This window comes from Limimonas halophila, assembly GCF_900100655.1.
In the GTDB taxonomy this organism is placed as follows: Bacteria; Pseudomonadota; Alphaproteobacteria; order Kiloniellales; family Rhodovibrionaceae; genus Limimonas; species Limimonas halophila.
Genome location: NZ_FNCE01000007.1, coordinates 39,332 through 51,468, shown reverse-complemented (window position 1 = coordinate 51,468; position 12,137 = coordinate 39,332). Strand labels below are relative to the sequence as shown.

Below are 12,137 nucleotides of genomic sequence, written 5' to 3'. Positions count from 1 at the left end.
TCACGCCATCAACGGCCGGGCCAGCGCGCGGTCTGAGATGAGCGGCAGGCGATGGCGCGGATTGAAGAGCTGGTAATGCCACCACTCGTTCATGAAGCAGTCCCACCCGGCGGCCGTCATCAGGCCCAGCAGCAGCGCGCGGTTGCGCTGGGCCTCGACCGCGATGTCCGTGCGGGCGTGATGCGCCTGCGGCGTGAAGGCGTCGAAGTCCGTGCCCATGGCCAGCTCGCGCCCCGCGCCGTCGATCAGCGTCAGGTCCACGGCGGCCCCACGCGAGTGCGGCGAGCCGCGGCGCGGGTCGGCGACGAACTCGTCCGAGGGGTAGGCATTCCACAGCTTCCACTGCGCCTCCGGCGGGCGGAAGGCGTCGAAGATCTTGAAGCGATAGCCCAGCGGGCGCGCCAACTCGATGGCGCGGGCCAGCTTATCCGCGGCTTCCGCGTGCAGATAAGCGGCGGCCCGCGTGTAGATGGGCGCGCCCGTCACGTTGTCCGCCGTGGCGTAGCGCAGGTCCAACTCGACGTCGAAGGCCGGCGGCGCGATCTCCACCAGATCCATGGGTCCTCCATTCGGGGCAGCGGGCGGGGAAGGCTGACGCAGCCGGCCGCCCGCCGCAAGGCGGACCCCCGTTCCGGGTGCGCAACGTCATGACCGAACACGCCGCCACGCCGCAAACGCTGCTCGCGTTCGATGTCGCCGGCGGCGGCTGCGCCGTCGCCGTGCGGCGCGCGGGCGAGCTGGCCGCGGTCCGCGACGAGCCCATGCGCCGCGGGCAGGCGGAACGCCTCGTCCCCATGATCGAAGACGCGATGGCCGAAGCTGGCCTGGCCTACGCGGACCTGGATGCCGTCGGCGTCACCACCGGCCCCGGCGCGTTCACCGGCGTTCGCATCGGCCTGGCGACGGCGCGCGGCTTCGCGCTGGCGCTGGGTATCCCCGCCATCGGCGTCACCAGCTTCGCCGCCATCGCCGCGGGCGTGCCGGCGGCCCAGCACCCCGTCGCCGTGATCGTCGACGCCAAGCTGACCGACATCTACGTGCAGCTCGTCGGCGCCGACGGCCAGCCCGTCACCGAGGGCGCCGCCATGCCGCCCGACGCGCTCGCCGCGCACCTGCCGCCCGGCCCCGTGTGCCTGGCGGGCGACGGCGCGGATCAAGCGGAGCCGGCGCTGCGGAACGCGGGCCGCGAGGTGACGCGCGCCGATGCCCCGCCACGCCCCGACCCGGCCCTCCTGGCGGCCCTGATCGCGGCCCGGCCCATGCCGGGTCCCGACGCGCCGCCGCCCCGGCCGGTCTACCTGCGCCAACCCGACATCACCCTGCCGCGCTGAGGAGGCGATCCATGCGCCGCCCGTCCGATGAAGCCCAGATCCATCCCGCCGGCCTGCTGGATGCGCCGCTGATCGCGGCCATGCAGAACACCTGCTTCCCCGACGAGCAGTGGTCCCAGCAGGCGGTCCAGTCTCTCATGCAGCACAGCGGCTGCATCGCGTGGATCGCCACGGGCCGCGCCTTCGGCGAGACCATGCCGCAGGGCTACGTCCTCGCCCGCGCCGCCGCCGACGAGCTCGAGATTCAGTCGCTTGCGGTGCTGGAGGAGGCGCGCGGCAACGGTCTCGGCACGGAGTTGCTGGAAGCCGCGATCGACCGCGCGCGGCCCAAGGGCGCGCGCCGCGTTCACCTGGAGGTGGCGGCCGACAACACGGCCGCGCTGCACATCTACACCAAGGCCGGTTTCACCGAAACGGGCCGCCGCCCCGGCTACTACCAGCGCCGCGACGGCAGCCGCATCGAGGCCGTGTGCCTCGCCCGCGACGTCGACGCGGGCTGAGCCGGTCCGCCGTCCATTCGCTGGCCGGATGGCGGCGCGCCGGGCTGTTGTCCCTTCAAATTGATCGGCCTGGCACGATCGGCCGACCGCGCCTCGACGCCGTTCCGTCGCGACGTGTCTGCGGTCGCGGCCGTTGTCCCAAGCGTATGTCCAGTAAAAAACGGTTTTCTATTGCGCGTTCCGTGAACCGGCGCTAATACACCCGCCAGCGACCGAGAACGCCAGGAGCGCGACGATGGCCGAACAAACGACGAGCGATACCCTTCTCAACCTGACGACCGACATCGTTGCCGCGCATGTCGCCAACAACACCCTGGCCGTGGACGATCTGCGCAAGCTGATCCGCAACGTCTACACCACGCTGTCCCAGGTGGAGAACGGCGGCGCGCCGCAGCAGCAGGCCGAGCGCCCCACCCCGGCCGTGCCGATCAACAAGTCCGTCACGCCCGACTACATCGTCTGCCTGGAAGACGGCAAAAAGCTCAAGATGCTCAAGCGGCATCTCAAGACCGCCTACAACATGACGCCCGAGCAGTACCGGGAGAAGTGGGGCCTGTCGCCCAACTACCCCATGGTTGCGCCCAACTACGCCGCCGAGCGCAGCCGCCTGGCCAAGGAAATCGGCCTGGGCAAGCGCCGCAGCGGCGCCAACAGCTAACCCCGGCGGCGGGGCGACGGACCGGCCCCGGCCGGTGTCGAAGCCGGAGATGGTCCCCATGCAGGCATCGCACGAGGACGCGCAGCGGCCCGTTCAGGTTGAATCGGGGAACCTGCGCATCCGCCTTGCCGAAACCGACGCGGAGATCCAGGCGTCGCAGCGGCTGCGCTATGCGGTCTTCGTGACCGAGCGCAACGCCACGCCCACGCCGGAGCAGCGGGAAACCGGGCGCGAGTTCGACGCCTACGATGCTCACGCGGACCATCTCCTCGTCTTCGACACCGCCATCGCCGACGGGCCCGAGGGCGTCATCGGCACCTACCGCCTGATGCGCCGCGAGCAGGCCGAGCGCGCCGGGCAGTTCTACACCAGCGACGAATACGACATCGACGCGCTGCTGGCCTATCCCGGCGAGATCATGGAGCTCGGCCGCTCCTGCGTCGCCGCCGATCACCGCACCGGCGCCACGATGCAGCTGCTCTGGCGCGGCATCGCCGCCTACGTGCTGCACTTCGACGTGCACCTGATGTTCGGCTGCGCGTCCATGCTGGGCACCGACCCCGACGCGCTCGGCGAGCAGCTCGCCTACCTCTACCACCATCACCTCGCCCCGCCCGCGTTGCGCCCCGTCGCGCGGCCGGATCTCTACGTGGACATGAACCGCCTGGACCCGGACGCCTTCAAGCCGCGCCGCGCGGCGGCCAAGCTGCCGCCGCTCCTCAAGGGCTACCTGCGCCTGGGCGGCTTCGTCGGCGACGGCGCCGTGGTGGACCAAGATTTCAACACCACCGACGTCTGCGTGGTGGTGAAGACCGACCTCGTCACCGACCGCTACGTCCGCCACCTGACGCGCGACGACAAATCGGAGGGGTGAGGGCGCCATGCAGGTCGCCTTCGGCTCGCCGACGCGGGCGTTCTTCCGGCTCCTCGTCTATGCCGGCTTCACCCTGCCGCTCATGGTGGTCCAGGCCGCGGCCGTCGCGCTGCAGATGCCGCTGATGCACCGCCTGCCGCGCTGGTACCATCAGCGCTGCCTGCGCCTGCTCGGGCTCAAGCTCGTCCAGCACGGCCAGCCCGTCGACACGCGGCCCGCCCTGATCGTCAGCAACCACACCTCCTACCTGGACATCACCGTCCTCGGCGCCCTCATCGAGGGCTCCTTCGTCGCCAAGGCGGAAATCGCCGACTGGCCCTTCTTCGGCTGGCTCGCCAAGCTCCAGCGCACCGTCTTCGTCGACCGCCGGCGCGGGCGCACCGCCAGCCAGCGCGACGAGATGACCCGCCGCCTGGAAGCCGGCGACCGTCTCATCCTCTTTCCCGAAGGCACCAGCGACGACGGCAACCGCGTGCTGCCCTTCCGCAGCGCCCTCTTCTCCGTGGCCGAAAAGCGCCCGCACGGCCGGCCCGTCACCGTCCAGCCCGTCTCCGTCGCCTACACCAAGCTCGACGGTGTCCCCATGGGCCGCTACCTGCGCCCCTTCGTCGCCTGGTACGGCGACATGGATATCGCCCCGCACATGTGGAACATGCTCGGCCTGGGCACGATCACCGTCGAAGTGACCTTCCACGCCCCCGTCACCATCGACGACTTCAGCTCCCGCAAGGCCATGTCCCAGGCCTGCCACCAGACCGTCGCCCGCGGCGTCTCCGAATCCCTCGCCGGCCGCCAAGCCGACATCGACGCCTCCCTCAAAAAAGCCGCCTAAAACACAGCGTGTTTTATCGCTCCAGTCAGTCGGACTGCGGGTGCGAACCGAGATATCGGGGCTGTCTTGGGAAAACACAGCGTGTTTTATCGCACCTGTCAGGCGGACAGCAGGTGCGAACCGGGATACCGGGGCTGTCTTGGGGAACGTGCCAGCCGACACAGGTGCCTCTGGCCGCGACGTCCAGCGTCACTCGTCCGGCACGAGATAGTCCATCGGAACGTCCAGCGCGCTTGAAAGCGCCCGGTAGGCGCTCGTGGACCCTGGCTTGCGCCCCGTCTCGATTTCCGAAAGGTAGGTCGCGCTCACACCGGCCCGCGCGGCGAGATCACGCGCCGTCATCCCCAAGTTTTCGCGCCACGCCGTGAGGAGATGCACCCCGTCCAACTCCGCGCGCAGCACCTCGGCCGGAATGCCGGGGCCATCTTCCTGCAAGCGCGCCTGCAACAGCGCGACCGTATCCTCCAGGTCGGCCAAGCGTTCCACCATCGCGTCGTATTGATCGCGCGACACCGGCGCTGCATCAGTGCTCATAGACGTCTCTCCGATGCGCGGCGGCGTACACGAACACGATGTAGGGCTCACCGTCATGACGTGTGAAGAGTACGCGGTAATTTCCCACCCGTAGGCGGTAACCCCCTGCACCGCGAAGTTCCTTCACATTGGCGTCGAAGGCGGCGAAAGTGAGCAGCGCGTCCCAACGCCGTCACCCAACCCTTCATTGGACCCATCGAAGGCCGGTGTTAGGCTTCCGGGCAGCACGCCAACACCATTGCCACGCACGACCGTCGGGAGCGGACACGAACCGCCGTGACCAGGAAGCTCTACATCAAGACCTACGGCTGCCAGATGAACGTCTACGATTCCGCCCGCATGGCGGACGTGCTGGCGCCGCTCGGCTACACGCTGTCGGACGAACCCGACGACGCCGACCTCATCCTGCTCAACACCTGCCACATCCGCGAAAAGGCCGCGGAGAAGGTGTATTCCGAGCTCGGCCGCATGCGCCACATCCAGGACGCCAAGGCCGCCAACGGCGGGCGCACGCTGCTCGCCGTCGCCGGCTGCGTCGCCCAGGCCGAGGGCGAGGAAATCCTGGAGCGCGCGCCGCAGGTGGACGTCGTCGTCGGCCCGCAGACCTACCACCGCCTGCCCGAGCTCATTGCGAAGGCGGAACGCTCGCGCCCGGGGCGCGGCATCCTCGACACCGACTTCCCCGTCGAGGACAAGTTCGACCACCTGCCCGAAGAGCGCCAGCCCCAGGGGCCGAGTGCCTACCTCTCGGTGCAGGAGGGCTGCGACAAGTTCTGCACCTTCTGCGTCGTCCCCTACACGCGCGGGGCCGAGTTCTCCCGCCCGGTGAACACCGTGCTGGCGGAGGCGCGAGGGCTCGTCGCCTCGGGCAGCCAGGAGATCGTGCTGCTGGGCCAGAACGTCAGCGCCTACCACGGCGAGGGCCCGGACGGGCGCGAATGGGGCCTGGGCCGCCTGATCCGCGAGCTGGCGGAGATCGAGGGCGTCCAGCGCATCCGCTACACCACCTCCCACCCCAAGGACATGGACGACGAGCTGCTCACCGCGCACCGCGACGTGCCGCAGCTCATGCCCTTCCTGCACCTGCCCGTGCAGAGCGGCTCCGACCGCGTGCTCAAGGCCATGAACCGCGGCCACACGGCGGACCACTACCGCCGCATCGTCGAGCGCGTGCGCGAGCTGCGCCCCGACATCGCCATGGCGTCCGACTTCATCGTCGGCCACCCGGGCGAAACCGCCGAGGACCACGCGGAAAGCCTGCGCCTGATCGCCGACGTCGGCTTCGCCCACAACTACGCCTTCAAGTACAGCCCGCGCCCGGGCACGCCGGCGGCCATGAACACCGAGGAAGCCGTGCCGGAGGCGGTGAAGACGGAGCGTCTGCACGGCCTGCAGCAATTGCTCGGCGAGCAGGGCCACGCCTTCAACCACCGCACCGTGGGCATGCGCCTGCCCGTTCTGTTCGACGGGCACGGCAAGCGCCCCGGCCAGCTCATCGGGCGCAGCCCCTACATGCAGCCGGTGCACGTGGACGCGCCCGACCGCCTCATCGGCCGCATGGTCGAGGTCGACATCACGGAAGCCCACCCCAACAGCTTGCGCGGGCGGGTCGCCACATCCACATGGGACGGAGCGTCGGCGCACGGGGTGCACGGCGCGGGTCCGCCGAACAGCCTTGAGGAGCGAGCCGCCGTTTGAGCGAGCCAACCGGTCAGCGCGTGCAGCAGCCGTCGTTGCTTGAATTCGACGACAACCGGCTGTTGCCTCTTCTGTTCGGCCAGCACGATCAGCACCTCGCCCGCATCGAACAGGCGCTCGGGGTGTCGATCGCCGTGCGCGGCAACAACGTCACCATTTCGGGTTCGGAAAGTTCGGTGACGGCGGCGCAGAGTGCGCTCCAGGCGCTCTACGAGCGGCTGCAAAAGGGGCTTTCGGTGGATTCCAACGAGGTCGACGCCGCCGTCCGCATGGCGGAGGCCTCCGAGCCAGCGCCGGAGCCGGCCGGCAACGGCGCCACGCGCCACGGTCCCTCGGCGCTGCACGCGGACGATCTCGCGATCCGCACGCGCCGCCGGCGCATCTCCCCGCGCTCCGAGCGCCAGGCCGCCTACATCCAGGCCCTGCGCGAAAACGAGCTGGTGTTCGGCCTGGGCCCCGCGGGCACGGGCAAGACCTACCTCGCCGTCGCGGTGGCGGTGGAGATGCTGCTCCAGGGCCGCGTGGACCGCATCATCCTCTCGCGCCCGGCCGTCGAAGCCGGGGAGCGCCTGGGCTTCCTGCCCGGCGGCATGCAGGAAAAGGTCGACCCCTACCTGCGCCCGCTGCAGGACGCGCTCTACGAGATGCTGCCGGGCGAGCAGGTGAACCGGAAGCTGGAATCCGGAGAGATCGAGGTCGCGCCGCTGGCCTTCATGCGCGGGCGTACCCTGGCCAACTCCTTCGTCATTCTGGACGAGGGTCAGAACACCACGCCCGTGCAGATGAAGATGTTCCTCACCCGCCTGGGCGAGAATGGGCGCATGGCCATCACCGGCGACCCGACGCAGGTGGACCTGCCCCGGGGCCAGCTGTCCGGCTTGCGCGACGCTTGCGATCTGCTTGCCGGTCTGGATGGAATCGGCTTTGTGCGCTTCACCGACGGCGACGTGGTCCGCCACCCGCTGGTGACGCGCATCGTCCGCGCCTACGAAGAGCGTGGCAGCAAGCAGGAACACGACCGGGACAACGAGGCATGAGCCGCTGTCGGCGCCGCGCGCGCCGGCCGGCCGGGAACGCGGGACGATGAGCGACGAACCGCCGAATCGACCTATCAGCGCCGAGGTCGCGGCACACGCCGGGGCCTGGGCCACCCACATCCCCAACGCCGAGGACCTCGTCGCGCGCGCCGCCGTGGCCGCCGTCGAGGCGATTCCCGAAGCGGACAAGCCGGCCGGGCCGCTGAGCCTGTCGCTGGTGCTGGCGGACGACGAAACCGTCCGAACCCTCAACCGCGATTACCGCGGCGCCGACAAACCCACCAACGTGCTCGCCTTCGCCGCGCTGGAAGGCGACAGCCCGGAGATCCCCGGCGAGCCGGTCGAACTGGGCGACGTCGTCATCGCGCTGGAAACCGTGCTGGCGGAAGCGCGCGCGCAGGGCAAGACGGCGGCCGACCACCTCACCCACCTGACCGTCCACGGCACGCTCCACCTGCTCGGCCTTGATCACCAGGACGACACCGAGGCCGAGGCGATGGAGGGCCTGGAGGTGCGCGTCCTGGCCGGGCTGGGCGTCGCCGACCCCTACGCCGAGGCGGCGGGGGGTGCGCTGTGAACGAGGACTCGCCGCGCATCGCCAACACGGCCGTGCGCGCCAACGGCGGCGCCGCCAGCCAGGGCGGCGCCCGCTTGACGCGCGGCGGCCCCAGTCTGCGTCAGGCGCTCGGCTCGTGGTTGCGCGGGCTGGTGAAGAGCCACAACGGCGAAGCCGGGCTGCGCGAAACGCTGGAAGAGATCATCGAGGAGAGCGAGCGCGAGGACGACACGGCGCAGCCGATCTCCAGCCACGAGCGGCTGATGCTCGCCAACATCCTCCACCTGCGCCACCTCACGGCCTACGACATCATGGTGCCGCGCGCGGACATCCGCGCCATCCACACGGACGCCGGCTTCGACGACCTCGTGGACCTGATGAGCCGCGGCGGCCACTCGCGCCTGCCGGTCTACCGCGAGTCGCTCGACGACGTGATCGGGCTGGTGCACATCAAGGACGTGCTGGCCCACGCCCGCAGCCGCCACGGCTTCCAGCTCTCCCGGGTCACGCGCGAGGTGCTCTTCGTCGCGCCCTCGATGCCGCTGATGGACCTGATGCTGGAGATGCGGCTGTCGCGCTCGCACCTGGCGCTCGTGGTGGACGAGTTCGGCGGCGTCGACGGCCTGGTCACAATCGAGGACGTGGTCGAGGAGATCGTCGGCGAGATCGAGGACGAGCACGACACCGACGAAAGCCCGCAGCTCGTCGAGCGGCCGGACGGCTCCCTCGTCGCCGACGCGCGCCTGCCCATCGAGGATTTCGAGGAGCGGGTGCGGCCTTTCCTCTCGCCGGAAGAGCGCGAGGAGGACATCGACACCCTGGGCGGGCTGATCGTTTTCATCGCCGACCGCGTGCCGGCGCGCGGGGAACTCGTTATCCACGAGGGGGGCTTCACCTTCGAGGTCATGGAAGCCGACCCCCGCCGCGTGAAGCGGCTGCGCATCCGCGACAACCTGCCGCCCCAGCCGCGCGCCGAAACGGCCGAGGAACCGGATGACTGACACCGTCCCGGCGCGCGCGCCGGGATGGCTGCCGCGCTTGGCCGCCTGGCTCGCCGGCCTGACGGGCTGGCGGCGGGCGGCGGCGGCGCTCGTCCTGGGCGCGATGAGCGCGCTCGCCATGCCGCCGGTCTACGCCGTGCCGGTGCTGATCCCCGCGTTCACGGGGCTGCTGTGGCAGCTCGACGGCGCGGCCTCGCGGCGCGGCGCCTTCGCGCTCGGCTGGCTGTTCGGCCTGGGGCATTTCGCCGCCGGGCTCTACTGGGTCGGGCTGTCCTTTTACGCGGGCGCGCCGCACCTGCTGCCCGTGATGCCGCTGGCGGTGCTCGGGCTCGCCGGCGGGCTGGCGATCTTCCCGGCCCTGGCCGCGCCGGCGGCGTGGCACGCGCCCGCGCGCAGTGGCGCGCGGCTGGCCGTCTTCGCCCTCGCCTGGGCGGCGCTTGCCTGGGTGCGCGGGCACGTGCTCACCGGCTTTCCCTGGAACCTGCTGGGCACGGCCTGGGGCTTCGCCGATTTCAGCGTGCAGAGCGTGGCGTGGTGGGGCGTCTGGGGCCTCAGCCTCGTCACCGTGCTGGCCGCCGCCGCCCCCGCTGCGCTTGCCTGGCGGGACGAGCCGCCGCTGCGGCGCTGGGGTGTGCCGGGCGCCGCGCTCGCGCTGCTGGTCCTGGCGCTCGGCGGCGGCGCCGTGCGGCTGGCGACCGCGCCGCTGGCCGGCGAGGCCACGGTGCCGGGCGTGAAGCTGCGCCTCGTCCAGGGCGCGATCCCGCAGAACCGCAAGTGGGACCCGGCGCTGCGCCGCGACCACCTGGACCGCTACCTGTCGATGAGCCGGCAGGACGGCTTCGCCGGGCGCACGCACGTCATCTGGCCCGAGAGCGCGGTTCCCTACTTCCTGGGTCGCGCGCGGGGATTGCGCGAAGCCATGACCTCGGCCGCGCCGCCGGACGGCGCCCTGCTCTCGGGCATCGCGCGCGTGGAAGATGGTGGGGCCCGGCCGCGCCTGTTCAATTCCGTGATCGCGCTCGGCCCCAACGGCACACAGGGGGCACGCTACGACAAGCACCATCTGGTGCCCTTCGGCGAGTACATGCCGCTGGACGACCTCCTGCCGTTGGAGCAGCTCGCCCACGGCGGCATCGGCTACACCCCCGGCCCCGGCCCGCGGGTGATGGACGTACCGGGCGCGCCGGCCGTCTCGCCGCTGATCTGCTATGAAGCCATCTTCCCCGCCGAGATCGTGCCCTCCGGTGAGCGCCCCGGCTGGTTGTTGAACGTCAGCAACGACGCCTGGTTCGGCACCAGCGCGGGGCCGTATCAGCACCTCGCCAACGCCCGCCTGCGTGCGGTGGAACAGGGCCTGCCGCTGGTGCGCGCGGCGAACGCCGGGGTCAGCGTCGTGATCGACGCCCACGGCCGCACGCTGGCGCGGCTGGACCTGAACGCGCGCGGCATTCTCGACGCCCCGTTGCCCGCACCGCGCGAGACGCCGACCCTGTATGCCCGCGCCGGGGACTGGACATTTGCGGCGATGCTGGCCGTCCTGGCGGTCGTGGCGGGCGCGCTGGCGTGGTCTCGACATACGCGCGCGTGCAAATCGGCCGGCGCCGGCGCCTCCAACCACTAGCTGCACTTCCGCTTGACAACGTTTCTCGATTGCATCCGTGCTGGACTGCACCCGCGAGACTGCGCTTGACCGCATACAGAAGTATGCCTAGACGGGTGAGCGCACGCCGGACCGCGAAATGGGGCCAACGACATGAGCGGCGATGGGGATCAACCGACGGGTCGGGGCGGGGCGCCGAATCCGGTCGACGTCCACGTGGGCGGACGCGTCCGTCTGCGCCGGACGCTGCTGGGAATGAGCCAGGAAAAGCTCGGCGAGGCCATCGGCCTCACCTTCCAGCAGGTGCAGAAGTACGAACGCGGCGCCAACCGCATCGGCGCCAGCCGGCTGTTCGATCTGGCGCGCGTGCTCGACGTTCCGGTGGGGTTCTTCTTCGAGGAGATGCCGACGGACACGCAGCACGGCTCACCCGCGCAGCTCAGCGGGCTGCAGGAAGAAGGCGAGGTCTACGACTTCGATCCCCTCGCCAAGCGGGAGACGCTGGAACTCGTGCGCGCCTATTACCGCGTCCAGGACCCGCAGGTGCGCCGGCGGCTGTTCGAGCTGACCAAGGCGCTGGCCTCCCCGTCCGAGGACGAGGAGGAGATCCCGCCGCCGACCGGGGGCGACGACGGCGGCGACGAGCCGGTCTGACCGCCGCCCCCGCGAGCGCGCAGCGGGTGCCGCGCTTGACCCGCGGCCCCGCGCTGAGCACCGTCCGGGCCGCTTCGGGGACGGACGGCGTGCGATGGCGATCGACAACTCCAGCCAGCCGCAATCCGGCGGCCGCAAGCTTCACGGCCGCCGCAAGGGCCACAAGCTGCGCCCGGCGCAGCAGCGGGTTCTCGACAGCCTGTTGCCGCGCCTGCGCGTGCCCATGCCCGAGCCGGACGGCACGCTCGACCCGTTGTCCCTCTTCGCCGCGGGTACGCGCGCGGTCTGGCTGGAAGTCGGCTTCGGCGCGGGCGAGCACCTGGCCTGGCACGCCGAAAACCGGCCCGACGTGGGCCTGATCGGCGCCGACATCTTTCAGGACGGCATCGCCAAGCTGCTGCGCCGGGTCGAGGATCGCGGGCTCGACAACGTGCGCGTCCACGACGGTGACGCCCGCGAGCTCATCGCCGCCCTGCCCGAGGCTTCGCTGGAGCGGGTCTTCGTCCTCTTCCCCGATCCCTGGCCCAAGACGCGCCACCACAAGCGCCGCTTCGTCCAGCAGACGCAGCTGGACGCTCTCGCGCGCGTGCTCGCCGACGGCGGCGAGCTGCGCCTGGCCACGGACGATCCCAGCTACCAGCGCTGGATGATGGTGGAGATGCAACGCCATCCCGCCTTCGCCTGGACGGCCGAAACCGCCGCCGACTGGCGCGAGCGTCCGGCCGACTGGCCGCCCACCCGCTACGAGGAGAAAGCGGTCGAGCAGGGCCGGCGGCCCATCTACCTGCGTTACCGGCGCCGCGCGCGCGGCGCGGATGCGGGGTGAGGCTGGTCTTGCACCAGGCGTGACGCGGTCCTATGT

At 70.9% G+C, this 12,137-nt stretch carries 14 protein-coding genes; 12 read left to right on the top strand and 2 right to left on the bottom strand.

Features of this window, described 5'->3' with window-relative positions:
* Entirely contained in the window at window positions 1-558 is a 558-nt protein-coding gene (ddpX, locus tag BLQ43_RS10010; RefSeq protein WP_090020379.1) for a D-alanyl-D-alanine dipeptidase, read from the bottom strand.
* Window positions 559-647: 89 nt separating this feature from the next.
* Between ddpX and tsaB the strand changes: the two genes are divergently transcribed.
* From tsaB to BLQ43_RS09985, 5 genes are all read left to right on the top strand, one after another.
* Complete coding sequence (gene tsaB / locus BLQ43_RS10005) at window positions 648-1,331, top strand: tRNA (adenosine(37)-N6)-threonylcarbamoyltransferase complex dimerization subunit type 1 TsaB (RefSeq protein WP_090020572.1); 684 nt, start codon at window positions 648-650, stop codon at window positions 1,329-1,331.
* A gap of 11 nt (window positions 1,332-1,342) precedes the next feature.
* Window positions 1,343-1,831, top strand: a complete 489-nt coding sequence (locus BLQ43_RS10000) for a GNAT family N-acetyltransferase (RefSeq protein ID WP_090020377.1) — start codon at window positions 1,343-1,345, stop codon at window positions 1,829-1,831.
* Window positions 1,832-2,066: 235 nt separating this feature from the next.
* On the top strand, window positions 2,067-2,489 hold the full coding sequence (locus BLQ43_RS09995) for a Ros/MucR family transcriptional regulator (RefSeq protein WP_090020375.1): 423 nt from the start codon (window positions 2,067-2,069) through the stop codon (window positions 2,487-2,489).
* A gap of 58 nt (window positions 2,490-2,547) precedes the next feature.
* The gene (locus tag BLQ43_RS09990) at window positions 2,548-3,363 is read left to right on the top strand and encodes a GNAT family N-acetyltransferase (RefSeq protein ID WP_090020374.1); all 816 of its coding nucleotides are present in this window, start codon (window positions 2,548-2,550) and stop codon (window positions 3,361-3,363) included.
* A 7-nt stretch (window positions 3,364-3,370) separates the two neighbouring features.
* Window positions 3,371-4,195: a lysophospholipid acyltransferase family protein gene (locus tag BLQ43_RS09985; protein WP_090020372.1), complete on the top strand. Its 825-nt coding sequence runs from the start codon at window positions 3,371-3,373 to the stop codon at window positions 4,193-4,195.
* A gap of 189 nt (window positions 4,196-4,384) precedes the next feature.
* On the opposite strand, the gene BLQ43_RS09980 is transcribed toward BLQ43_RS09985, so the two are convergent.
* Window positions 4,385-4,729 carry a helix-turn-helix domain-containing protein gene (locus tag BLQ43_RS09980; RefSeq protein WP_176758626.1) on the bottom strand — a complete coding sequence of 115 codons (345 nt, stop codon included), beginning with the start codon at window positions 4,727-4,729 and terminating at the stop codon, window positions 4,385-4,387.
* 276 nt (window positions 4,730-5,005) lie between these two features.
* Here BLQ43_RS09980 and miaB point away from each other — a divergent pair, with 276 nt between their 5' ends.
* The 7 genes from miaB to trmB all read left to right on the top strand — a co-directional run bounded on the left by miaB (window position 5,006) and on the right by trmB (window position 12,101).
* Window positions 5,006-6,427 carry a tRNA (N6-isopentenyl adenosine(37)-C2)-methylthiotransferase MiaB gene (gene miaB, locus BLQ43_RS09975; RefSeq protein ID WP_176758625.1) on the top strand — a complete coding sequence of 474 codons (1,422 nt, stop codon included), beginning with the start codon at window positions 5,006-5,008 and terminating at the stop codon, window positions 6,425-6,427.
* Entirely contained in the window at window positions 6,424-7,464 is a 1,041-nt protein-coding gene (locus tag BLQ43_RS09970; RefSeq protein WP_090020367.1) for a PhoH family protein, read from the top strand. Before miaB ends, BLQ43_RS09970 begins: the two co-directional genes overlap by 4 nt.
* 46 nt (window positions 7,465-7,510) lie before the next feature.
* Complete coding sequence (gene ybeY / locus BLQ43_RS09965) at window positions 7,511-8,041, top strand: rRNA maturation RNase YbeY (protein ID WP_090020365.1); 531 nt, start codon at window positions 7,511-7,513, stop codon at window positions 8,039-8,041.
* Window positions 8,038-9,021: a hemolysin family protein gene (locus BLQ43_RS09960; RefSeq protein ID WP_245659543.1), complete on the top strand. Its 984-nt coding sequence runs from the start codon at window positions 8,038-8,040 to the stop codon at window positions 9,019-9,021. Before ybeY ends, BLQ43_RS09960 begins: the two co-directional genes overlap by 4 nt.
* Window positions 9,014-10,642: an apolipoprotein N-acyltransferase gene (gene lnt, locus BLQ43_RS09955; RefSeq protein WP_090020363.1), complete on the top strand. Its 1,629-nt coding sequence runs from the start codon at window positions 9,014-9,016 to the stop codon at window positions 10,640-10,642. The genes BLQ43_RS09960 and lnt overlap by 8 nt, the downstream gene beginning before the upstream one ends.
* A gap of 132 nt (window positions 10,643-10,774) precedes the next feature.
* Window positions 10,775-11,275 carry a helix-turn-helix domain-containing protein gene (locus BLQ43_RS09950; protein WP_090020360.1) on the top strand — a complete coding sequence of 167 codons (501 nt, stop codon included), beginning with the start codon at window positions 10,775-10,777 and terminating at the stop codon, window positions 11,273-11,275.
* A gap of 94 nt (window positions 11,276-11,369) precedes the next feature.
* The gene (trmB, locus tag BLQ43_RS09945) at window positions 11,370-12,101 is read left to right on the top strand and encodes a tRNA (guanosine(46)-N7)-methyltransferase TrmB (RefSeq protein WP_090020358.1); all 732 of its coding nucleotides are present in this window, start codon (window positions 11,370-11,372) and stop codon (window positions 12,099-12,101) included.
* The last annotated feature ends 36 nt before the right edge of the window (window positions 12,102-12,137 follow it).